This window comes from Pseudomonadales bacterium (genome assembly GCA_041395945.1).
Lineage (GTDB): Bacteria > Pseudomonadota > Gammaproteobacteria > Pseudomonadales > Azotimanducaceae > SZUA-309.
Map to the genome: position 1 here is coordinate 733276 of JAWKZN010000001.1, position 22066 is coordinate 755341.

Below are 22066 nucleotides of genomic sequence, written 5' to 3' on the forward strand. Positions count from 1 at the left end.
TTGAGGAGGCGTCAGGGATGGGCGTCAAAGCGGTGACCGGCGTTGTGCCCAGCGGCACAGGCGCTGGGCGGCGGACAGTGTTTCCGCCAGGGGGGCAACCCAGGCAACCCGGACATGACCCTGCCCCGGATTTCCGGATGCGCCCTCGCGACTCAGGAAAGAGCCGGGCAGGACGGTGATGTTCTCATCCCGGAACAGATCCCGGGCGAAAGCCCGGTCGTCTTCTCCCACATTCAGCCAGTGATAGAAGCCACCTTCCGGTTCGCGGAACTGGAACTGGTCGCTGAGCAGTGCGTGGATTTTCGAGAACTTTTCCACATACAGGGCTCGATTGGCCCGCACATGATCCTCATCGCTCCAGGCAGCGGTACTGGCGCGCTGCACGTGAGCGCCGAGTGCACAACCGTGATAGGTGCGGTAGAGCAGATAGGCTTCGAGCACCCGGCTGTCTCCCGCCACGAAACCGGAGCGTAACCCGGGCAGATTCGACCGTTTGCTCAGGGAGTGGAACACCACACAGCGACGGTAGTCGGACAGACCCATGTCCCGGGCAACCTGCAGCAGGCCGAGCGGAGGTTTTGCCTCGTCAAAATAGATCTCCGAGTAACACTCGTCGGCGGCGAGAATGAAGTCGTGACGCTGGGCCTGACCGATGAGAAATTCCAGTGTGTCGCGATCGAGCACACGGCCGGTGGGATTGCCAGGCGAGCAGAGAAACAGCAGTTCGCACCGGCGCCAGACGTCTTCGGTGACCGCACGATAGTCCGGCAGATAGTCGTTCGACGCGGGGCAATCGACGAAACAGGGTCGTGCACCGCCGAGCAGCAGCGCGCCTTCGTAGATCTGATAGAAAGGATTTGGTGCAATGCCGACACTGCCCGGTGCGCCGCTGAGCACCGCCTGGGCAAAGGAGAAAAGGGCTTCCCGAGTACCGGCAACCGGCAGAATCCCGGTTTCCGGATCCACCCCGGCGGAAAACCGCTGCTGCAGCCAGTGCGCTATGGCCTCGCGCAGTGCCGGACTGCCCCGGGTGGCAGGGTAGGTGGCCAGATCCGCAGCCAGGGCGCCTGGTTCACTCAGCAGTTCGATGAGAAAAGGCGGCGGCGGGTGCTTTGGTTCACCGATAGACAGGGCGATGTGCGCATGAGCGGGGTTGCCGACGACGCCGGCCTTGAGCGCGTTGAGGCGTTCGAAAGGGTAGGGCTGAAGCACTTGAAGTCGCGGGTTCATTGCTGCGGTCCTGCTACAACTGGTTGGCGAACTGGGAATCCAGGCGCTGCCGGATGGTATTTTCCAGCAGATAGATGCGCTCCGAACTGAGGATGGGCGCGCCGTTTTCGTCCGTGACCGCGAAGGTGTCTTCGACCCGCTCGCCCAGAGTGGCGATCCGTGCCTCCTGCACGCTCAAGCCCAGTTCGGCGAAGAGGATGCCGATGCTGGCGAGCAGGCCATGGCGGTCCGCGGCGATCACGGTGAGGTCCGTGTGGTTCGCTCCGGGTTTGTTGCGGATCACCACCTGGGTCGGGGTAGGCAGCTGTCTGATCTGCCGTGACAGGCGACGTCTGGGGAGACTCGGCACTTCCTCTGTATCGCTGAGCGCCTGTTCGAGTCCGGCGATGATTTCTTCCCGGTCCTTCTTGCGCTCACCGGGCGCATCCCCCTGCTCGTCGAGGACGATGAAATTGTTCAGGCACAGGCCGGTGGATGAGGTGTGGATATTGGCTTCGTGCACAGACAGTCCGAGCTGACTGAGTGCAGCGACAGTGCTGGCAAACAGTCCGGGTCGATCAGGTGTATAAATGCAGATCTCGGTGGCTCCGTCACTGGAGCCGGGTCCGCGTCGATCCTGAATCACGACCAGCGGTTTTGCGGTGTCATGGGCAGCGATGCGGGCAGTGAGGTCGGCCACCTGGCGCGGCGTATGACGGAAAAAGAACTCGTCTTCGAGTATGTCCCAGACCGCACGCACATCAATTTCCTGCATGCCCCGATCGAGCAGTCGTTCCAGGGCGTTTTCCTGACAGGCCCGAACCGTGGCCTGCCGATCGACCGGCGACTCCAGCCCGCGACGCAGCGCCTTGCGGGTTTCGTTGTAGAGATGACGCATCAGGCTCGCACGCCAGCTGTTCCACAGTGTCGGATTGGTGGCATTGATGTCGGCCACGGTGAGGGCATACAGATAGTTCAGGCGGCGCTCCGACTTGATTTCCCTGGCGAACTCCTGAATCTCGTCAGGATCGTAGATGTCGCGGCGCTGTGCGGTGCTCGACATGAACAGATGCTTCTCGACAAGCCACCCCACCAGTTCGGTGTCGTCTTCGTTGAGGCCGTGGCGGGTACAGAATGCCTGGACATCTCTGGCACCCAGTGCCGAATGATCGCCGCCCCGGCCTTTGCCGATGTCGTGATACAGACCGGCGATGTAGAGCAGTTCGATTTTCGGCAGGTTGCGCACACAGTGACAGGCTACGGGGAATTCGGCCTCACTGGCCCGGTAGTGGAAGCGCCGCATGTTGCGGATGACCATCATGGTGTGGGCGTCCACGGTGTAGATATGGAACAGGTCATGCTGCATCTGGCCGATGATCTGTCCGTACTCAGGCAGATAACGACCCAGTACCCCGTAACGCCGCATCCGGGTGAGCTGGGATACCAGGGTGTAGGGGGCTTTCAGCAGTTCAAGGAACAGGCGGGTGTTGTCCGCATCCGACCTGAAGGCATCGTCGATCAGATGCAGTCGATCGCGTATGGCGCGGATGGTCTGTGCCCGCACACCGGAAATGTCCCGGCGATTGGCCATGATCACGAAAATCTCCATGATGGCGCTGGGCGTTTCGTCGAAGATTTCCTCGCGGATGACCTCGATGTAATTGTTGCGGATGCGGAAACGCTCGTTGATCGGTTCAACCACCGGCTTTTCGTTGCCGCGCAGAATGGATTCGTCGAAGTACTGCAGCACGATGTCGTTGACCTCGCGCAGCGCCAGTACGTGCTCGTAGTAGAGCTTCATGAATCGCTCGACGCCGAGCTTTGCTTCCGTGTCGGCGAATCCCAGGCGCCGGGCCAGGGCGCGCTGGCTTTCGAACTGCAGCCGGTCTTCCTTGCGACCGGCCAGCAGGTGCAGGCCATAACGAACCCACCAGAGAAAGCGTCTGCCATCGATCAGCCAGAGCCGCTCCTGGGCGGTCAGTGCGCCGATTTTTTCCAGGTCGCGCATATCCTGTGTGCCGAACTGGCGCTGAAATATCCACAGGGCCGTCTGCAGGTCCCGCAGTCCGCCCGGTGATGCCTTGATGTTGGGTTCGAGGCCGTAGTCCACATTGTCGAACTGTCGATGCCGCGCCAGCTGCTCATCGCGTTTCGCTCTGAAGAATTTGTCCGGCGGCCAGAGCCGGGGTGAGGCCAGAATTCTGTCGAGCTTGCGGGCCAGCTTCGTCGAGCCCTGGAGGTGGCGGCGCTCGTACATCGCCGTCGCCACCGTGATGTCGCGGATGGCTTCTGCCTTGCAGTCCGCAAGCCGGCGGACGCTGTGACCGACCTCGAGTTTCAGATCGAAAAGGCAGTGCACAAAGGTGCGGATTTCGTCCTGCCAGCGGCTGCTGCGGCGGGTCACAATCAGCAGATCGACGTCTGAGTGGGGGAATTGTTCTCCCCGGCCATAGCCACCAACCGCGAAGAGGCTCAGGTCCCTGGCGGCTTTCTCGGGGATGCAGGCGTGCCAGAGTTCGGCGATCGCTGCGTCCATCGCCTGGGTGCGCTCAGTGAGCAGATCCTCGACGTTATGACGGCTCCAGTAGCGGTCCTCGAGTTCTGCGTCTTTTTTGGCCAGGCGCAGCCGCACGGACTCCGCCAGGGCATCCGGACCGTCGCCGAATCGCTTTGCGGCTGCGGTCACCCAAACTGCTCGTCACTACGCAAGGTGAGCACCTCAGCTCCGCTGCGGGTGACCAGGATGGTGTGCTCCCATTGGGCGGACAGCTTGTGGTCTTTGGTGACCACGGTCCAGTGATCGGGCAGGATCTTCACGTGGCGCTTGCCCGCATTGATCATCGGTTCGATGGTGAAAGTCATGCCTTCTTCGAGTCGGATGCCGGTATCCGGTCTGCCGTAGTGGACAACCTGGGGCTCGTCGTGGAACACCCGGCCGATACCATGTCCGCAGAACTCCCGCACCACGGAGAAGTGGTTGGCTTCGGCATGGCTCTGGATCGCATGCCCGATGTCGCCGAGCCTGGCGCCCGCGCGGACAGCCTCTATGCCCAGGTACAGACACTCCTGGGTGACCCGGACCAGGCGCTCGGCGAGTACCGAGGGATTGCCGACGAAGAACATTTTCGATGTGTCGCCGTGGAATCCGTCGGCGATCACTGTGACATCTATGTTTAGAATATCTCCATTTTTCAACACCTTACGATCACTTGGTATGCCGTGGCAGACCACGTGATTCACCGAAGTGCAGATGGATTTCGGGAAAGCCGGCTGGCCGGGCGCGTTGCTGTAGTTCAGGGGAGCGGGAATACAGCCGAGTTCGTCAACGATCATGTGATGGCAGATGTCATTGAGCTCGCCGGTGGTCACACCGGGTTGCACCCGCTCACCGATACGCTCGAGTACGCTGGCCGCCAGCCGCCCGGCGTGGCGCATGCGGGCGATATCGTCTTCGTTCGTGAGCCTGGCGGTCATCTGCTGTCCTGTGTCGGGCCTGTCTGTATCGGGCCGGTGTCGGGTACCCGGCCTCCGTGCGCCTGTGATGGTCGGGCCGGTACCCTGCACTTTTGCTAGTCGGGCCGGTTATGGTATAAAGCGCGCCGCTCCGGGGCAACGAGCGTCTACCTCGGTACGCCCAGGCGTCGGCTTGCCGACAGGCCGCTCCCGGAGCACGGAAAACGAAACTGACCTAAATCATACACGCTGTCCGTCACGTACCTCCGGGTGCCCGCTCAGGTGGCTGCTTGGATTCGAATGAATCCGCAGCGTCTGCCTGCCGGTCGAGGTGCGGGGATTAGCGCGAGAAACAACCCGGAGATATAAATGACGATAACCATGCGCGACATGCTGGCCGCCGGCGTGCACTTCGGCCATCAGACCCGATTCTGGAATCCCAAGATGTCACCCTACATCTTCGGTTCCCGCAACAAGATCCATATCATCAACCTCGAAAAAACGCTGCCCGCCTTCAATGCGGCGCTGGCGGAGCTCACCCGGCTGGGGGCACGCAAGCACAAGATTCTGTTCGTCGGCACCAAACGTGCAGCGGCCAAGGTCATTCGCGAGCAGGCTCTGCGCATCGGCATGCCCTACGTGGATCAGCGCTGGCTGGGCGGCATGCTGACCAACTACAAAACCATCCGGCAGTCGATCAAGAAACTGCAGGAGCTGGAGGTACAGGCCCAGGATGGTACCTTCGAGATGCTGCCCAAGCACGAAGCCCTTCAGCGCACCCGCCTGATGGCCAAGCTCGAAGCGAGTCTCGGCGGCATCAAGAATATGGGTGGACTGCCCGATGCGCTGTTCGTAGTCGACGTGATGCACGAGCATATTGCCGTCACCGAGGCCAACAAGCTCGGGATACCCGTGTTCGGTGTGGTCGACTCGAACAGCGATCCGGCCGGTGTGGATTTTGTCATCCCCGGCAACGACGACGCGATTCGCGCGATCCGCCTCTATGTCACAGCGGCAGCCGATGCGATCGCCGAAGGCAGCGGCAAGGCCGCAGGCACGGTGCGCGCTGACGAATTCGTCGAGGTCGAGGAGGAGGCAGTCCCCGCGCCGGTGAAAGAGACCGCAGCGGCGAAAGAGCCCGCGGCGGCAGAACCCGCCACAGCGGACGCCGAGCCTGCAGCAGCGGTCGATCAGGCGGCGCAGAGCAAGGAGTAGCCGATATGGCAATCACAGCAGCACTGGTCAAAGAGCTCCGGGAACGTACCGGGCTCGGCATGATGGACTGCAAGCGCGCCCTGGAAGATGTCGATGGCGATCTCGAACTCGCCATCGAGGAACTGCGCAAGAAGAGCGCCCTCAAGGCCGCAAAAAAGGCGGGTCGAACCACGGCAGACGGCCTGCTGGGTATCAAGGTTGCCCCGGATGGCAGCAAGGGTGCGCTGGTAGAAGTCAATATCGAGACCGACTTTGCCGCCAAGAATGAAAAATTCATCGCCTTTGTCGAAGCGGTGACCGCCGCTGTCTTCGCTGCAGGCAGCAGCGATGTCGCTGCGGTACTGGCTGCGGGCCTCGAGAAGAAGCGCGAAAGTCTGGTGCAGGAAATCGGTGAGAACATCAGCGTGCGACGGGCGGTATGTTTCGAATCGGCGGACGGCTTCATCACCAGCTACCTGCACTCGGACAACCGCAAGGCGGTGCTGATCGAACTCGACAAAGCCGATGAAGACCTCGGGCGCGACATCGCCATGCACGTGACCGCGGTCAACCCGATGGTGGTCACCTCAGCGGAAGTTCCGGCCGACGTGCTGGCGAAAGAGCGGGAAATCTATACCTCCCAGGCTGCCGAGAGCGGCAAGCCGGCGGACATCGTGGCGAAGATGGTAGAGGGTCGAGTCCGCAAATTCCTGAGCGAAGTCAGCCTGGTGGACCAGCCCTTTGTGAAAGACAGCAGTATCAGCGTCGGCAAACTGCTCAAGGACCGGGGCAACGGCTGCCGTCGGTTCGTGCGCTTTGAGGTGGGTGAGGGCATCGAAGTGGCGAAAGTCGACTTCGCGGCCGAGGTGGCCGCACAGGTGAAAGGCGGGGCATAGCCCCTTGGCTGTTCAGCCCGGAAAGCGCCCCGCCGGATCTGTCCGCCGCGTGCTGCTCAAGCTCAGCGGCGAAGCACTTGCCGAGAGCGGCTCGGGCATCGATGCGCAACGTCTCAGCGCTCTGGCAGCGGAAATCCGGGCGCTCGTGGACGGAGGCGGTCAGCTCGCCGTGGTGCTCGGAGGTGGCAATCTGCTCCGGGGTGCCGCGCTGCAGACCGTCGGGATGGACCGGGTCACCGCTGATCATATGGGGATGCTGGCCACGATCATGAACGGCCTGGCTTTCCGTGATCTGCTCGAACGATCCGGGGTGGCGGCGGAGGTGTTTTCCGCGCTGCCCATTGCCGGCGTGGTGCGGGGCTTCGAGCGCGACAGAGTAGTCGAGGCGCTGGAAGGCGGGGCCGTAGCGGTGCTGGTTGCCGGAACGGGTAACCCTTTTTTCACGACGGATACAGCCGCCTGCCTGCGTGCTGTGGAAATTGGCGCAGATGCGGTGCTCAAAGCCACCAAGGTGGATGGCGTGTACAGCGCAGACCCGCAGATCGATCCCTCGGCTGTGCGTTTTGAAACCCTTTCCTACGATGGCGTGCTTGAGCGCAGGCTTGGTGTGATGGACCTCACGGCGATCTGCCTGTGCAGGGACAACGGCATGCCGCTGGTGGTATTCGACATGCATACAAAGGGTGCATTGACCGCAATCCTCAAGGGTGACAAGGTTGGGACCCGCATCGACGCGGGGGTTCCCGGCACTGCAGCATGACCCCGGAATGTCGTAGCAGGGCATCCGGGACCTGAAGGGACCGGAGAAAGGGACCAGAGAAAGGGACCAGAGAAAAAAATGATCGATGACATCCGAAAAGATGCCGAAGGGCGCATGCGCAAAGCGGTGGAAGCCCTTGAAGGTGCCTTCGGCAGGATCCGTACTGGTCGTGCCAATCCCGCGATTCTCGATGGTATCCAGGTTGAATATTACGGCAATCCGACACCCCTGAATCAGGTGGCCACCATATCGGTGGAAGATGCCCGCACTCTGTCGATCTCACCCTGGGAAAAGAATCTGGTCAGTGTCATCGAGAAAGCGATCCTGAAAAGCGATCTGGGGATCACGCCTTCCTCCACCAGCGATCTGGTGCGTGTACCCCTGCCGGCACTTACCGAAGAAAACCGGAAAGAACTTGCCAAGCAGGCCCGCAACGAGGCAGAGCAGGCCAGGATTTCAGTGCGGAACATCCGTCGCGACGCCATTGCCGACATCCGTGAACTGGTCAAAGAGAAAGAGGTGGCCGAGGATGACGCGCGCCGGGGAGAGGAAGGGATCCAGAAGCTCACAGATCGCTACATCGGCGAGGTGGACAAAGCGCTGGGTGAAAAAGAAGCCGACCTGATGGAAGTCTGAACCTTCAGGCCATTCACGGAAGATTCTTCTCGACATGTCTGAATTGAGGGCCAGTGTCCCAGCAGATCCCGCCCCGGTGACCCCGGCGGCAGGGACAGCCGACTCGGCCGCAACCGCGGTCGGAGAACACCCCGCCCACCCCCGCCACGTGGCCATCATCATGGATGGTAATTACCGCTGGGCGAAGGCCCGCCATCTGCCTGGTGCGGCCGGTCATCGCGCCGGTGCCCGCAATGTCCGTCCCGTAGCCGAAGCCTGTGCCGACGCCGGTGTCGAATGCCTCACCCTGTTTGCTTTCAGCACCGAGAACTGGCGCCGACCCAAGCGCGAAGTGAATCTGCTCATGGATCTGATGCGCTCGGTGCTGGAAAACGATGTACAGGAACTCAATGAGCGGGGCGTGCAGCTGAGAATCATCGGTGACCGGGCCCGTTTTGCCCCGGATCTGCGCGCCCGTATGGACGACGCCGAGACGCTGACCCGGGACAATGACCGGATGCGGCTGAACATCGCTGCCAACTATGGCGGGCGCTGGGACATCACCCAGGCCGCCCGGAGTCTGGCGCGCGCGGTTCAGGAAGGCCGGCTGAAGCCCGAAGACATCGACGAGTCCAGCTTCGCCCGGGGCCTGTCCCTGGGAGAGATGCCGGAGCCCGATCTGTGCATCCGTACCGGTGGTGATCACCGCATCAGCAATTTCCTGCTCTGGGAGTTCGCGTACACGGAGCTGTTTTTCACAGACGCCTTCTGGCCTGCCTTCGGCCCCGAGCAGCTCATCGAATCACTCGCTTGGTTCAACGATCGCCAGCGCCGTTTCGGCCGCAGGTCCTGACAGGCTCCATGCTCAAATCCCGGATCATCACCGGACTGATACTGGCGGTCGGTCTGATTGCCGTCTGTTACCTGTTGCCCCTGACCTGGTATGCGCTGGTGTTCTGGGTCATCGGAGGACTGGGTGCCTATGAGTACTCGGCGCTCGCCGGTATGACCCGGATGACGAACCGGATTGCCTACGTCGGCGGCTACTCGACGCTGGTGGCACTCACCTGGTGGCAGACTGCGCTGCAGTTGCCGGGTCTGTGGGTGGGTGTGGCGGTATGGTCGCTTGCCCTGCTGGCAGTGCTGACCTACCCGGGCAGTGCCTCCGTCCTCCGTCGCGGCTGGGTGAGTGCCGGTGCCGGGCTGCTGATCTGCTGGGCTGCCTGGATTGCCCTGGTCGTGATTCGTGATGCGCCGTCCGGTTCGCACTGGATCCTCTGGCTCATGGTCCTGGTGGCGGGAGCAGATGTCGGCGCCTTCTTTGCAGGTCGCGCTTTCGGCCATACCCGACTTGCGCCGGAGGTGAGTCCCGGCAAGACCTGGGAAGGGCTCTGGGGCGGGCTGGCGATGGCCAGCCTCATGTGCGGCCTGATCCTGTTGCTGATGGGTCGTTTCAACGCCGGCTGGCTCCTGATCATGGTGCTGCTGGTGGTGATGTCGGTGTTCGGCGACCTTTTCGAGAGTGTCCTCAAACGTGTGCGGGGCATGAAGGATTCGGGCAGCCTGCTGCCCGGTCATGGGGGTGTGCTGGATCGTATTGATTCGGCGGTTGCCGTGCTGCCCTGTTTCGCACTGATACTGGTGCTTGGCGGATTGTCAGACATGGGCTGACCCAGGCGGATGGCTGGTCCTTGCGGATGCTGATCCTCTAGGATCAGGGGCCGCGCCGGGCGAGATGCTTTATCATGGCGCCCGTTTATCGTCGGCATGCCCGCCGGGCAGCGCGAATGTGTCGGAAATTTTGTGCTGCAGAGCGGGCAAAGAACCTTCTGACGGACCACGACTCCAACAACAGTCAGCAATGAGGACTTGAGAGGGGATGGAAATACTGCAGTACCCGCTGGCGCTGATCCTGATGCTTGGCGTGCTGGTGACCTTCCACGAACTGGGTCACTACCTGGTGGCCCGCTTCTCCGGTGTGCGCATCGTGCGCTTCTCCGTTGGTTTCGGGCGGCCCCTCTGGTCCCGGGTGGACCGGCATGGCACCGAGTTTGTGATCGCCATGATCCCCCTGGGCGGTTACGTGCGCATGCTCGATGAAAGGGAGCCGGGTGAGGTCATACCCGCGGTCCCGGCAGGACCGGAAGACCGACCCTACACGAGCCTCTCCGTGTGGTGGCGCATGGCCATAGCCTTTGGCGGTCCTGCGGCGAACTTCCTGCTGGCCATTTTCGTTTACTGGCTGCTGTTTGTGGTGGGCTCGATGAGCTACGCACCGCTGCTGGGCGAGGTGGCGGCGGATTCTCCACTGGGCAGGGCGGGGGTCAGCAGAAATGCCGAAATTCTGAGTGTCGACGGTACGCCAACGCGGGACTGGCAGCAGGTCAATATCGCCCTGGCCTCGCGTATGGGCGACAGCGGCGTTATCGAATTCAGTCTGCGACAGCCCGGACAGTCCGCTCAGCAGGTGCAGGTACCCATAGATCGCTGGCACAGTTCGAGCAAGGATCCGGATCTGTTCGGCTCCCTCGGAATCTCCGTGGCCTATCCGGCGCTGGTGGCCACCGTGCTGGCTGACAGTCCGGCCCGCAGAGCGGGTTTCCAGGCCTGGGATCTGATCGAATCGGTAGACGGTGCGCCCATCGAGACCTGGCGGGACTGGGTGGCCCTGATCCAGGCCTCCCCGGGGAAACACCTGAATGTCAGAGTAAAGCGCGCCGGCCAGGCCCTCGACATCGGTGTGACACCGGAAACCCGCAGTGATCCGGCCGGTGAAAAATTCGGCTACTTGGGTGTGGGGCCCCACTACAACGAAGTCCGTTTCGGGCCCCTGGATGCGATTCCCATGGGTATCGCGGAGACCTGGGACAAGACAGTGCTGACCCTGGGTGTGGTGCGCAAGATGTTCACCGGTCAGGTGTCTGTGCAGAATCTCAACAGTCCGATCATGATCGCCAAAGTGGCCGGGGATTCGGCGCGGGCCGGCTGGCAGATCTTTGTCGGGCTGGCCGCGCTGCTGTCGATTTCTCTGGGTGTGCTCAATCTGCTGCCGATTCCCATCCTCGATGGCGGGCATATCCTGTTCTGTCTCGCGGAAATCATTCGCGGCAAACCGGTACCTGAGCGGGCCCAGATCGTGGGCACCCAGGTTGGCCTGTTTCTGGTGGCGGGTCTGATGATGATCGCCATATACAACGACATCACCCGACTGCTGTGAGCCGCATCCCGATGCCCAGATTTCTGCGCTGTGTTCTCGTCTGTGTGCTGCTCTGGCTGCAGTTCACCGCCCATGCGGCAACTGCGCCCTTCGTTGTCGAAGACATCCGCCTGCAGGGTCTGCAGCGGGTGTCGGCGGGCACCGTGTTCAACCTGCTGCCCATCGAAGTCGGCGACACCATTGAGCAGGTGGCGATCCGCAATCTCATCCGTCTGCTGTTCGCATCAGGCTATTTCAACGACATCCGCATGGCGCGGGATGGTGGGGTGCTGGTCGTCACCCTGGTGGAGCGGCCGGCCATCGAGAGTATTGAGATCGATGGCAACAAGGCAATCAAAACAGAAGCCCTTCTCGAAGGTCTCGCTCAGCAGGGGCTGCAGGAAGGCGAGATATTCAAGCAGGCGACCCTGGAGCGGGTCAGCCTGGAGCTGGAGCGGCAGTATGTGGCTCAGGGCCGTTACGGCGCAGCCATCAACACCGAGGTAGAGGAGCTGCCCAGAAACCGGGTGGCGGTGAAGATCAATATCGTAGAAGGCAAGACCTCGGGTATCCGCCACATCAACATTGTCGGCGCCAGTGTCTTTTCCGAGCAGGAACTGCTCGATCAGCTCGAGCTGCAGCACCCGAGCCTGCTGTCGTTTTATAAGAACGATGACAAGTATTCCCGGGAGAAATTTTCCGGCGACCTGGAGAAGCTCGAGGCGTATTACAAGGATCGCGGCTACGTGGAGTTCGAAGTGCTCTCCACCCAGGTCAGCGTGACGCCGAAACGGGATCAGGTTTACATCACCATAAATATCGATGAAGGTGAAAAATTCACGGTTGCGGACGTGAACATCATCGGTGAGCTCAATGATGTGAAGAAGGCAGACCTGGAGCGCCTGCTGATCGTGTCGAAAGGTCAGGTGTTTTCCCAGGCAAGGGTGACTGCAACCGAGGAGCGTATGACCGCTGCGCTGGGAAATGCGGGTTATACCTTCGCGTCGTCCAATGGTGTGCCCCGGGTCAGGGACGACGGCACCGTGGACATCGAGTTCTTCGTGGATGCCGGCAAGCGGGCCTACGTGAGACGGGTAACCTTCACCGGGCACAAGGTAACCCAGGATGAGGTGCTCAGACGGGAAATGCGGCAGCAGGAGGGAGGCTGGGCTTCTACCGCACAGATCGAACTGTCGAAGGTGCGGCTCGAGCGTCTCGGCTATTTCAAGGGCGTGAATGTCGAAACCCCGGAGGTGCCGGGTACCGATGATCAGATCGATGTGCAGTTCTCGGTGGAAGAGCAGCCCTCGGGCAGCATTTCCGCCACCCTGGGCTACGCTCAGGGCCAGGGCCTGATTCTCGGGGCCAACTACCAGGAAAACAACGTACTGGGCACAGGCAACAGCCTCAATATCGGTGTGTCCTATTCGGACTTCCAGCGCGCGGTGAACTTCAGCTACTTCAATCCCTACTACACCCTGGATGGCATCAGCCGTGGCTACAATCTGTTTCTCCGCCAGCTCGACTACGATCAGCGCAATATTGCCAGTTTCTCCACGGATTCCATCGGCGCCGGGGTCTCCTATGGTTTCCCGCTCGGAGAAACCCAGCGGGTGAATTTCGGTGCCATGGTCGAATACACGAGTATCACCGAAGGCGCATTTCCAGCTCAGGAGATCTCGGCCTACCTGACAGAAAACGGTGACACGGCACTCAACTATAAACTGAATCTGTCCTGGCGCTCGTCGACCCTCAACCGGGGCGTATTCCCCACCCGGGGACAGTCCCAGTCGATCGGCGGGGAGATAGCCATTCCTGGCAGTGACCTGACTTTCTACAAGATCACCTACGACGGGCAGATTTACTTCCCGATTACCCAGAACTGGACGCTCAGACTGCGAGGTGAACTGGGTTACGGCGACGGCTATCTGGATACCGGCCTCGTACCCTTTTATGAGCACTATTACGCAGGCGGGTTCGGATCGGTCAGAGGGTTCAAGAACAGCACGCTCGGCCCGCGGACCACGCCACCGACAGTCGATTCAAACGGCAATCCGATACCGCCCGGTTTCTTCAGGCCGGATGGTGATCCTTATGGCGGCAACGTGCTGATCGAAGGGGGAGCCGAGCTGATTTTCCCGATGCCTTTCGTCGAAGACGGCCGACAGTTCCGACCGGTGATCTTCTTCGATGTGGGTAACGTCTTCCAGACCGAATGTTTCGACTTCAGTGTGAACTGTTTTGGTGTCGAACCCGGAGAATTCCGTTATTCGGTGGGCACGGGCATCACCTGGCTCGCCGGCCTGGGCCCGATGTCGTTCAGCTACGCCTGGACCTTCAATACCAAGGACGTCGACCGGGAAGAATCTTTTCAGTTTGAACTGGGACGGACATTCTGAGATAGAATGCGCGCCCCATGAAATTCGGATTGCGGCAACCGCCGCGCTTTAAAAGCCGTCGCCAGAACGGCGCCAATTGTGTTTAAGGAGACTCGAGTGATTAAGAAGTTAACCGGAATGGCCCGTTATGCGGCAGTGACCACCCTGCTGACGCTGATTGCCGGCAGTGCACTGGCGGAGATCAAGATTGCGGTACTGGATACCCAGCGCGCACTGCTGGAAAGCGAAGAAGCCCAGGCGCTGCTGAAACAGGCCCAGTCAGAGCTGCAGGCCGAAGAGCAGCAGGTGCGAACACTGGGTGATGAGATCGTCGCCGCCCAGGAGAAGCTGCAGAAGGATGGCGAGGTCATGAGCCCGGCCGAGCAGCGCAAGATTTCGAAGGACATCGAAGACAAGCAGATCGATTATCAGTTCCGGGTCAACAAGCTGCAGAAAGAGGTGAACGATCGCCGCCAGGAGCTGTTGCAGCAGATGGTGCCGAAGATCGATGCGGTGCTGAAAGATCTGATCGAAGTCGAACAGTACGACATGATCATGGAGCGGGGCAGCCTGCGTTATGTGAACTCCCGGCATGACATCACCCGCAAGGTCACCGAGAAGCTCAACGAGAAGCGCTGATCGGAGGCCCCTCATTGGACAAGCCTGCCTTCACTCTTGCCGAACTCGGGCGCAGGCTGGGGGCGGAAGTCCGTGGCAACGGTGCGCGGCAGATCACCGGTCTCGGCAGCCTGGAGTCTGCGGGACCGCATGAGATTTCCCATCTCTCCAGCAGCAGCTATCGGCGCCTGTTAGCGGCAACGTCAGCAGGCGCGGTGATCCTGCGCCCGGATGATGCCGGCGGCTGGGCAGGAGATGCGCTGATTTGCGGAAATCCTTATCTGGCTTTTGCCAGGGTCTCACAGCTGTTTGCCCAGACCCCGGAACTGAATTCCGCGGTCCATGCCAGCGCGGTGCTTGCCGCCGATGCCAGTGTGGATCCCACCGCCTCGGTGGGTCCCGGTGTGGTCATCGGTGCCCGCACCCGGATCGGTGCGGGCGCGCGCATCCATGCGAATACCGTGATCGGATCTGACTGCGAGGTCGCCGACAACGTGGTGCTGATGCCGGGCGTTGTCCTCTACAGCAGGGTCAGGATCGGCACCGGCAGTATCGTGCACAGTGCAGCAGTGCTTGGTGCGGATGGATTCGGTTTCACACCGGATGAGCGCGGCCGGCTCGAGACGATCGCCCAGCTCGGTGGCCTGCGGATCGGTTCGGATGTGAGCATTGGTGCAGGCACCACCATAGACCGCGGTACGCTGGATGACACTGTGATTGGTGACGGTGTGAAAATAGACAATCAGGTGCAGATCGGTCACAACGTGCAGGTCGGGGAACACAGTGTCATCTGCGGTTGTGTAGGCATTGTGGGGAGTGCCCGGATCGGGCGGCACGTGGTGCTCGCCGGTGGCGTCGGAGTCGGCGGTGATGGACCCATCGAGATCTGCGATTCCGTTGTCGTCAGCGGCATGACCCATGTGTCCTCGTCCATCACGAAGCCTGGTATTTACTCAGGCGGGGTGTTACATAGTCCGACACGCGCCTGGAAACGCAGCGCGTTGCGTTTCCTCCGCCTCGATGAACTGTTCAAGCGGGTGGCAGCACTCGAAAGGGGCCGATCGGAAGACTGATACAGTCGCCAGCGAACGGACCGGAGTGCGGCGAAAGCAGCGGCGAAGCACGCAATCAACAATTACAGCAACTACTCGTTTTCGAACATGAAAGACATCAACGAACTGTTTGAGTACCTCCCGCACCGCTACCCGTTTCTGCTGGTAGACCGGGTGCTCGAACTCGACCCGGGTAACTTTATCCGCGGGTTCAAGAATGTGACCATCAACGAGGAGTTTTTCTCCGGGCACTTTCCCGGACATCCGCTCATGCCCGGCGTGCTGATTGTCGAGGCCATGGCGCAGCTTTCCGGGGTGCTCGCCTTTGAAACCAAGAATCGGCGTCCTGCCCAGGGTTATACCTATTACCTGGCGGGGACGGATAAAACCCGTTTCAAGAAGCCCGTACTGCCGGGAGATCGGCTGATGATGGAAAGCCGGATTCTGGCGGATAAGCGTGGTGTGATGAAGTTCGATTGCCAGGCCTTCGTGGATGATGAACTTGCCTGCGAGTCCATCATCATCTGCATGGAACGCAAGCTATAGTGGAGGCGTTCGGCCCGCCACCTGCTATCCGACCATGATCGATCCCCGTGCCATCATCGACCCCTCTGCAAAGCTGGGTAGCAACGTGCACGTCGGTCCCTGGAGCTGGATCGGGCCTGGTGTCGAGATCGGTGATGACTGCCACATCGCTTCCCATGTGGTGTTGAAAGGACCGACCCGGATGGGGCGGGGCAATCGGATCTTCCAGTTTTCGAGTATTGGCGAAGACACGCCCGCTCTGGCTTACGGTGGCGAACAAACGCTGTTGCGGATCGGTGATAACAACACTTTCCGGGAAGGCGTCACCGTGCATCGCGGCATGGTGCAGGGCGCCGGCGAAACCGTTATCGGCAGTAACTGCCTGTTCATGGCCTATGTACATATCGGTCACGACTGCGTGCTCGGCGATCATGTGATCATGGCCAATAACGCGGCAGTCTCCGGTCACTGCCGGGTCGGCGATTACGCCAACTTCGGCGGTTATGCCGGTGTACCCCAGTTCAGGAATGTCGGCGCACACACCCACATTGCGGGCATGAGCCTGGTGCTCAAAGACGTGCCCGCCTATATGACCGTGATGGGAAATCCGGCATCGGCGATCGGGCTGAACATCGAAGGCATGAAGCGACGCGGCTATGCGAAAGAGGTGGTCGCTGAACTGAAGCGGGCACACCGGGTAGTCTACCGCCAGGCCCGTACGGTAAAAGAGGCGATAGCAGAACTCGAGCCGGTGGCAGCCCGGGTGCCCGAGGTTGAGCTGTTTCTGGCATCCATCCGGGATTCCCGCTGGGGCATTGTGCGCCCACGGCGGTCCGAGGGTCCGCAGGGCGACCCCCAAGACAGCGAGGAATGATCTTCGGCATCGTCGCCGGTGAAGCATCCGGAGACCGACTCGGTGCCGGCCTGATGCGCGTCCTGCGGCAGCGTCAGCCCGGGGTACGCTTTGTCGGCATCGGTGGTCCGCTGATGCTTGCCGAAGGGCTGGAATCCCTGGCACACATGGACCGGCTTGCAGTGAATGGCTTTGTCGAACCGGTACGTCGCCTGCCTGATCTGGTCCGCCTGCTGCGCCTGCTGTATCGCACCTTCACACAGCAGCAGCCGACTGCCTTCATCGGTGTGGATTTCAACGTCTTCAATTTCCTGATCGAGCGGCTGCTGAAACGCCGCGGCGTACCCACCGTTCACTATGTCAGTCCCTCGGTCTACGCCTGGCGCCGGGGTCGGGTGCGTGCCATCGCCCGCTCCACCGATCTGCTGCTGACTCTGTATCCTTTCGAACCCGCCTTCTATGACCATTCCCGGGTGCGCGCCGTATTCGTCGGACACCCGCTGGCGGATGAGATCACACCGGAAGCTTCCGCAGCGGCAGCCCGGCAGGCGGCGCAGCAGGTGCTGGAAGTGCAGGGCGCCAGGCCCTGTATCGCCGTGCTCCCGGGCAGCCGCATGTCTGAAGTAAAACTGATGACGGAACCCTTTCTGGACGCCTGTGAGCAGTTCAGGGTGCGTTATCCGCAGGCGGTATTCGTGATCCCCGCGCTGCGGGAGAGCATCGAGGTGTGGTTGCGCGAGCAACTGAAAGCACGCGCCGATCTGCCGGTAATCGTCTACCGGGGTAACGGACGGCTTGCGCTCACCGCCTGCGACGCTGCGCTGGTGAAATCCGGCACCAGTACCCTGGAAGCCATGCTCCTGCACCGCCCCATGGTGGTGAGCTACCGCCTCGGTGAATGGACTTACCAGCTCGTCCGCCGCCTGCTGCGGACGCCATACGTGGCTCTGCCCAACATCCTGGCGGGTCGCAGGCTGGTTGCAGAACTGCTGCAGCACGAGGCTACCGGAACTGCGCTGGCGGACGAGCTGGCCAGAGCGCTGGACAAAGCGTCGGCGGATCCCGGATATTTGGCCGAGTTTCATGACCTGCATCTGCAGCTGCGCCGGAATGCGGACGACAGCGCCGCTGCGGCGGTGCTGGACTGGCTTGACGGCCGATCGATGACCACCGGAGAGAAATGAAAGCCCTGGTTTCCACCGATTCCCTCAACCTGATCAGGGCACAGAAGCGCACGGCGGGTGTCGATGAAGTCGGGCGGGGTCCGCTGGCAGGGCCCGTGGTTGCCGCCGCAGTGATCCTGGACCCGCGCCGGCTCCCCCCAGGCCTGCGGGATTCGAAACGGCTCACAGCCGCCCGCAGGGAGCGACTCGACGTGGAGATCAGGCACAACGCTCTGGCCTGGGCGCTGGGTCGTGCGGAGGTGGCCGAGATCGATCGGCTCAATATTCTCAATGCGACCCTGCTGGCCATGCAGCGCGCCGTCGCGGCACTGACGATTCCACCCGAGTACGTGCTGGTGGATGGCAACCGGCTGCCTGAGTTGATCGTGCCCGCGCGTGCCATTGTCGGCGGTGATGATCTGATCCCGGAGATCAGCGCCGCGTCCATTGTCGCCAAGGTGGCGCGGGACAGGGAAATGACCGAACTTGACCGCATCTATCCCGGGTATGGGCTGGCACGACACAAGGGCTATCCGACCCCCGCGCATCTGCGGGCGCTTGAGCATCTCGGACCAACGCCTGTGCATCGGAGGTCGTTTGCACCGGTTCGGCGCGCGGCAGCGGCGTCGGTGGATGGTGTTACCTGCAGCCGGGTGTCTGCATCGTGAGTACGCCCTTCGTTCATCTGCGGGTCCACAGCGAATACTCCATCGCGGACAGCATCATCAAGATCAGGGACCTGACCGCGAAGGCGCGGGAGCGGGGCATGGGTGCACTGGCGCTGACGGATCGCGGCAATCTGTTCGGTCTCATCAAGTTTTACCAGTCCTGCATCAGCAACGGTCTGAAACCCCTGCTCGGTGCGGATCTGTTCTATCGCCCCGAGGATGAGGCGGAGACAAACGCTGAACGCTGTCGGGTGACCGTGCTGGCGATGAGTCAGGTCGGCTACGCCAACCTGCTGAAGCTGGTGTCCGCCGCCTATGTGGACACCGATACACACGGCGTGCTGCAACGCCGGCATCTGTTCGCCGGTGGCGACGGGCTGATCGTGCTCTGTGGTGCCCGGGATGGTGAGGTCGGCCGCGCACTTGTCCGGGGTGATCTTGAGCGTGCGCGGCGTCTGGCCACTGAGTGGACGTCGGTGTTCGGTGATCGGTTCTACCTGGAACTGGTGCGTACCGGGCGCGCAGGTGAGGAGGCTCATGTCGCCGCTGCGGTCAGCCTCGCCATCGAACTCGGGCTGCCGGTGGTGGCTACCAATGCGGTCTGTTTCTTCGATGCCGACGCCTTCGAGGCTCACGAAACCCGGGTGTGTATTCACGACAGCCGGACACTGGACGATCCGCGCCGGGAGCGGCGCTACAGTGATCAGCAGTATCTGAAGACGCCGGCAGAGATGGCCGTGCTGTTCCAGGATCTGCCCGCGGCACTCGCCAACACCGTGGAGATCGCCAGGCGCTGCAATGTGCGGGTCGAACTCGGAACCTATTTTCTGCCGAACTATCCCGTACCCGAGGGCGAAACGCTCGAACAGTACCTCGCACGCTGTGCGCGGGACGGTCTGCGGGACCGTCTCGAACGGCTCGCGGCCTGGGGAGAGCTGACCATAGAGGAATCCGCTTATACACAGCGCCTCGAATACGAACTCGGTGTGATCAATCAGATGGGTTTCCCCGGCTATTTCCTCATCGTGATGGAGTTCATCGCCTGGGCGAAAAACAACGAAATCCCCGTGGGACCCGGGCGGGGCTCCGGTGCAGGCAGTCTGGTGGCATATGCCCTGGGCATCACCAATCTCGACCCCCTGCGTTACGACCTGCTGTTCGAACGCTTTCTCAATCCAGAGCGGGTGTCCATGCCCGACTTCGATATCGACTTCTGCATGGAAGGCCGGGATCGGGTGATCGCCCATGTCTCCGAGCGCTATGGACAGGATGCGGTGAGCCAGATCATCACCTTCGGGACCATGGCCGCAAAGGCGGTGGTGCGGGATGTGGCCCGGGTACAGGGAAAACCTTACGGCCTGGCAGACAAACTCTCGAAACTGATCCCCTTCGAAGTCGGTATGACCCTGGCCAAGGCGGTGGAGCAGACCAGGGAACTTCGCGACTTCATCGCCGAGAGCGAGGAGGTCGCCGAGATCATGGACATGGCCTATGTGCTCGAAGGGGTGGTGCGCGGTGTCGGGCGGCATGCCGGTGGTGTGGTCATCGCACCCTCCGAGCTGACCAACTTCGTACCGCTGTACACAGAAGATCTCGAAGGCAGTCTGGTTTCGCAGTTCGATAAGGACGACGTGGAAAGCGCCGGCCTGGTGAAGTTCGACTTCCTCGGACTGAAGACGCTGACGGTGATCGACTGGGCCGTGCGTGCGGTCAACGCAGCGGCCGGCCCGGAGGCTGCACGGCTGGATATCGAGCGTATACCGCTCGATGACCCGGGCACTTTCGAGCTGCTGAAGAGCGGTGAAACCACCGGCATCTTCCAGCTTGAATCCCGGGGCATGCGGGATCTCATCAAACGCCTGCAGCCGGACAGCATCAATGACATCATCGCGCTGGTCGCCCTGTTCCGACCCGGTCCGCTGCAGTCGGGCGCCGTGGACGATTACATCGATCGCAAGCACGGCCGTGCGCCGGTGGCACTGCCCCATCCTTCGACGAAAGCCGCGCTCACGGGTACCTACGGGGTAATGCTCTACCAGGAGCAGGTGATGCGCATTGCCCAGGATCTCGCCGGCTTCACGCTCGGCCAGGCGGATCTGCTGCGGCGGGCCATGGGGAAAAAGAAACCCGAAGAAATGGCCAAGGTGCGCCAGCAGTTCATCGAAGGCGGGCTTGCGGCCGGAGTCGAGCAGTCGGTGTGCGATTCGATTTTCGACGACATGGAGAAGTTTTCCGGATACGCCTTCAACAAGTCCCACAGCGCAACTTACGCGATCGTTTCCTTCCAGACAGCCTGGCTGAAGCGTCACTATCCGGCCCAGTTCATGGCGGCCACTCTGTCTGCAGACATGCAGCACACGGACAAGGTGGTGACCCTGGTTGATGAGGTGAGGCGCATGGGTCTGCAGCTCGACCCCCCAAATGTCAACCGCAGCGAGTTCCGCTTTACCGGTGCAGACAATCGCGTGATCTACGGCCTGGGTGCGGTGCGCGGTGTGGGTGCAGGCCCCGTGCAGGCACTTGTCGAGAGCCGGCAGCGGGATGGGGATTTCAGGGATCTGGCGGATTTCTGCCTGAGGGTGGATTCCCGCAAAGCCAATCGGCGCACGCTGGAGGCGCTGATCCGGTCGGGCGCGATGGATGATTTCCGGCAGGAAGCGGAATCCATCGACGGAGTCCGGGCCAGGCTGATGGCGGAACTGGGTGATGCACTGCAGAGTGCGGAACAGGTCTCGCAGAATTCAGCGGCAGGTATGGTGGATCTGTTTGGCGGTGTGGCGGATGGGCAAGCCGTGCGCGCCCGTATCGTGCGGCCGCTGGAGAAGCGCGAACGGCTGGAGGGGGAGCGGGAGTCGCTGGGTCTCTATCTCACCGGCCATCCCATCGAAGAGTATCTGGATGAGATCCGCCACTTCTGCAACTGCTCCATCTCCCGGCTGAAAGCCGGTCGCAGTCAGCTCATCGCTGGTCTGGTCGTCTCCTTCCGCACCATGCGCAGCCGGCGGGGAGGCTCCATGGGCTTTGCCGTTGTCGACGATCGCAGCGGCCGGATCGAGGCATCGATTTTCGCCGATGTGTTCGAGGCCAACGCCCAGAAGATCCGCAAGGATGCCGTGCTGGTGCTGGAAGGCGAAGTGCAGGAAGACGACTTCACCCATTCCTTCAAACTCAAGACAGAGAACGTTTACACCATCGAAGAGGCGCGCCGGCGCTTTTCCCTCGGTCTGGAGATCGATCTGGCCGCCTCCGGGGTGAACGGGGATCTGGTGGAGCGCCTGCGGACCAGTCTCGAACCCTACCGGCATGCGGCAAGCGGCTGCTCGGTGGCCGTGGTCTGCAGCGCACTCGGCGAGGCGGGCAATGCCGCCCGCGGTCGTATTCAGCTCGGCCCCGACTGGCGGGTAAATCCCTCGGATGAACTGCTGAAATCGTTGCGTAACGAATTCGGCAGCGAGCGCGTGTCGCTCAACTATCGGTCCGCCTGAT

The 22066-nt window shown here is 61.5% G+C and carries 17 protein-coding genes and 1 pseudogene; 15 read left to right on the plus strand and 3 right to left on the minus strand.

Translation table 11 applies throughout. The features are described from left to right. Positions 1-24: 24 nt before the first annotated feature. The 3 genes from dapC to map are packed head-to-tail and all read right to left on the minus strand — an operon-like array spanning position 25 to position 4683. Entirely contained in the window at positions 25-1230 is a 1206-nt protein-coding gene (gene dapC, locus R3E82_03495; protein ID MEZ5549934.1) for a succinyldiaminopimelate transaminase, read from the minus strand. 13 nt (positions 1231-1243) lie between these two features. After that, a complete protein-coding gene (gene glnD, locus R3E82_03500; protein MEZ5549935.1) occupies positions 1244-3895 on the minus strand; it encodes a [protein-PII] uridylyltransferase in 2652 nt (883 codons plus the stop codon). Then, the gene (gene map / locus R3E82_03505) at positions 3892-4683 is read right to left on the minus strand and encodes a type I methionyl aminopeptidase (protein MEZ5549936.1); all 792 of its coding nucleotides are present in this window, start codon (positions 4681-4683) and stop codon (positions 3892-3894) included. Before map ends, glnD begins: the two co-directional genes overlap by 4 nt. A gap of 348 nt (positions 4684-5031) precedes the next feature. Here map and rpsB point away from each other — a divergent pair. The 15 genes and pseudogenes from rpsB (at position 5032) to dnaE (ending at position 22065) form a co-directional block, all read left to right on the plus strand. Further along, positions 5032-5742 (plus strand): annotated as a pseudogene (gene rpsB / locus R3E82_03510) (30S ribosomal protein S2). 140 nt (positions 5743-5882) lie between these two features. Further along, positions 5883-6752 carry a translation elongation factor Ts gene (gene tsf / locus R3E82_03515; GenBank protein ID MEZ5549937.1) on the plus strand — a complete coding sequence of 290 codons (870 nt, stop codon included), beginning with the start codon at positions 5883-5885 and terminating at the stop codon, positions 6750-6752. 4 nt (positions 6753-6756) lie between these two features. Further along, positions 6757-7512 carry a UMP kinase gene (gene pyrH / locus R3E82_03520; GenBank protein ID MEZ5549938.1) on the plus strand — a complete coding sequence of 252 codons (756 nt, stop codon included), beginning with the start codon at positions 6757-6759 and terminating at the stop codon, positions 7510-7512. Positions 7513-7590: 78 nt separating this feature from the next. Then, positions 7591-8148, plus strand: coding sequence for a ribosome recycling factor (gene frr / locus R3E82_03525; GenBank protein MEZ5549939.1), 558 nt, complete (start codon positions 7591-7593; stop codon positions 8146-8148). A gap of 34 nt (positions 8149-8182) precedes the next feature. Continuing rightward, on the plus strand, positions 8183-8980 hold the full coding sequence (gene uppS / locus R3E82_03530) for a polyprenyl diphosphate synthase (protein MEZ5549940.1): 798 nt from the start codon (positions 8183-8185) through the stop codon (positions 8978-8980). An 8-nt stretch (positions 8981-8988) separates the two neighbouring features. After that, positions 8989-9798, plus strand: coding sequence for a phosphatidate cytidylyltransferase (locus R3E82_03535; protein ID MEZ5549941.1), 810 nt, complete (start codon positions 8989-8991; stop codon positions 9796-9798). Between the two features lie 208 nt (positions 9799-10006). Beyond that, positions 10007-11344 carry an RIP metalloprotease RseP gene (rseP, locus tag R3E82_03540; protein MEZ5549942.1) on the plus strand — a complete coding sequence of 446 codons (1338 nt, stop codon included), beginning with the start codon at positions 10007-10009 and terminating at the stop codon, positions 11342-11344. Between the two features lie 11 nt (positions 11345-11355). Continuing rightward, positions 11356-13722, plus strand: coding sequence for an outer membrane protein assembly factor BamA (gene bamA / locus R3E82_03545; protein ID MEZ5549943.1), 2367 nt, complete (start codon positions 11356-11358; stop codon positions 13720-13722). Positions 13723-13818: 96 nt separating this feature from the next. Beyond that, positions 13819-14340, plus strand: a complete 522-nt coding sequence (locus R3E82_03550; protein MEZ5549944.1) for an OmpH family outer membrane protein — start codon at positions 13819-13821, stop codon at positions 14338-14340. Between the two features lie 14 nt (positions 14341-14354). Continuing rightward, positions 14355-15392 (plus strand): UDP-3-O-(3-hydroxymyristoyl)glucosamine N-acyltransferase, encoded by a 1038-nt coding sequence (gene lpxD, locus R3E82_03555; GenBank protein MEZ5549945.1) that lies wholly within the window; start codon positions 14355-14357, stop codon positions 15390-15392. Positions 15393-15479: 87 nt separating this feature from the next. Continuing rightward, a complete protein-coding gene (fabZ, locus tag R3E82_03560; protein MEZ5549946.1) occupies positions 15480-15917 on the plus strand; it encodes a 3-hydroxyacyl-ACP dehydratase FabZ in 438 nt (145 codons plus the stop codon). Positions 15918-15951: 34 nt separating this feature from the next. Continuing rightward, positions 15952-16770: an acyl-ACP--UDP-N-acetylglucosamine O-acyltransferase gene (gene lpxA / locus R3E82_03565; GenBank protein ID MEZ5549947.1), complete on the plus strand. Its 819-nt coding sequence runs from the start codon at positions 15952-15954 to the stop codon at positions 16768-16770. Beyond that, positions 16767-17933, plus strand: coding sequence for a lipid-A-disaccharide synthase (gene lpxB, locus R3E82_03570; protein MEZ5549948.1), 1167 nt, complete (start codon positions 16767-16769; stop codon positions 17931-17933). The genes lpxA and lpxB overlap by 4 nt, the downstream gene beginning before the upstream one ends. After that, the gene (gene rnhB, locus R3E82_03575) at positions 17930-18580 is read left to right on the plus strand and encodes a ribonuclease HII (protein ID MEZ5549949.1); all 651 of its coding nucleotides are present in this window, start codon (positions 17930-17932) and stop codon (positions 18578-18580) included. The genes lpxB and rnhB overlap by 4 nt, the downstream gene beginning before the upstream one ends. After that, entirely contained in the window at positions 18577-22065 is a 3489-nt protein-coding gene (gene dnaE, locus R3E82_03580; GenBank protein ID MEZ5549950.1) for a DNA polymerase III subunit alpha, read from the plus strand. The genes rnhB and dnaE overlap by 4 nt, the downstream gene beginning before the upstream one ends. The last annotated feature ends 1 nt before the right edge of the window (position 22066 follow it).

Coding starts and splice junctions, on each gene's coding strand:
- bamA (MEZ5549943.1), top strand. CDS start 11,356: ATGCCCAGATTTCTGCGCTGTGTTCTCGTCTGTGTGCTGCTCTGGCTG.
- frr (MEZ5549939.1), top strand. CDS start 7,591: ATGATCGATGACATCCGAAAAGATGCCGAAGGGCGCATGCGCAAAGCG.
- R3E82_03535 (MEZ5549941.1), top strand. CDS start 8,989: ATGCTCAAATCCCGGATCATCACCGGACTGATACTGGCGGTCGGTCTG.
- lpxB (MEZ5549948.1), top strand. CDS start 16,767: ATGATCTTCGGCATCGTCGCCGGTGAAGCATCCGGAGACCGACTCGGT.
- lpxA (MEZ5549947.1), top strand. CDS start 15,952: ATGATCGATCCCCGTGCCATCATCGACCCCTCTGCAAAGCTGGGTAGC.
- rnhB (MEZ5549949.1), top strand. CDS start 17,930: ATGAAAGCCCTGGTTTCCACCGATTCCCTCAACCTGATCAGGGCACAG.
- rseP (MEZ5549942.1), top strand. CDS start 10,007: ATGGAAATACTGCAGTACCCGCTGGCGCTGATCCTGATGCTTGGCGTG.
- dapC (MEZ5549934.1), bottom strand. CDS start 1,230: ATGAACCCGCGACTTCAAGTGCTTCAGCCCTACCCTTTCGAACGCCTC.
- map (MEZ5549936.1), bottom strand. CDS start 4,683: ATGACCGCCAGGCTCACGAACGAAGACGATATCGCCCGCATGCGCCAC.
- tsf (MEZ5549937.1), top strand. CDS start 5,883: ATGGCAATCACAGCAGCACTGGTCAAAGAGCTCCGGGAACGTACCGGG.
- fabZ (MEZ5549946.1), top strand. CDS start 15,480: ATGAAAGACATCAACGAACTGTTTGAGTACCTCCCGCACCGCTACCCG.
- uppS (MEZ5549940.1), top strand. CDS start 8,183: ATGTCTGAATTGAGGGCCAGTGTCCCAGCAGATCCCGCCCCGGTGACC.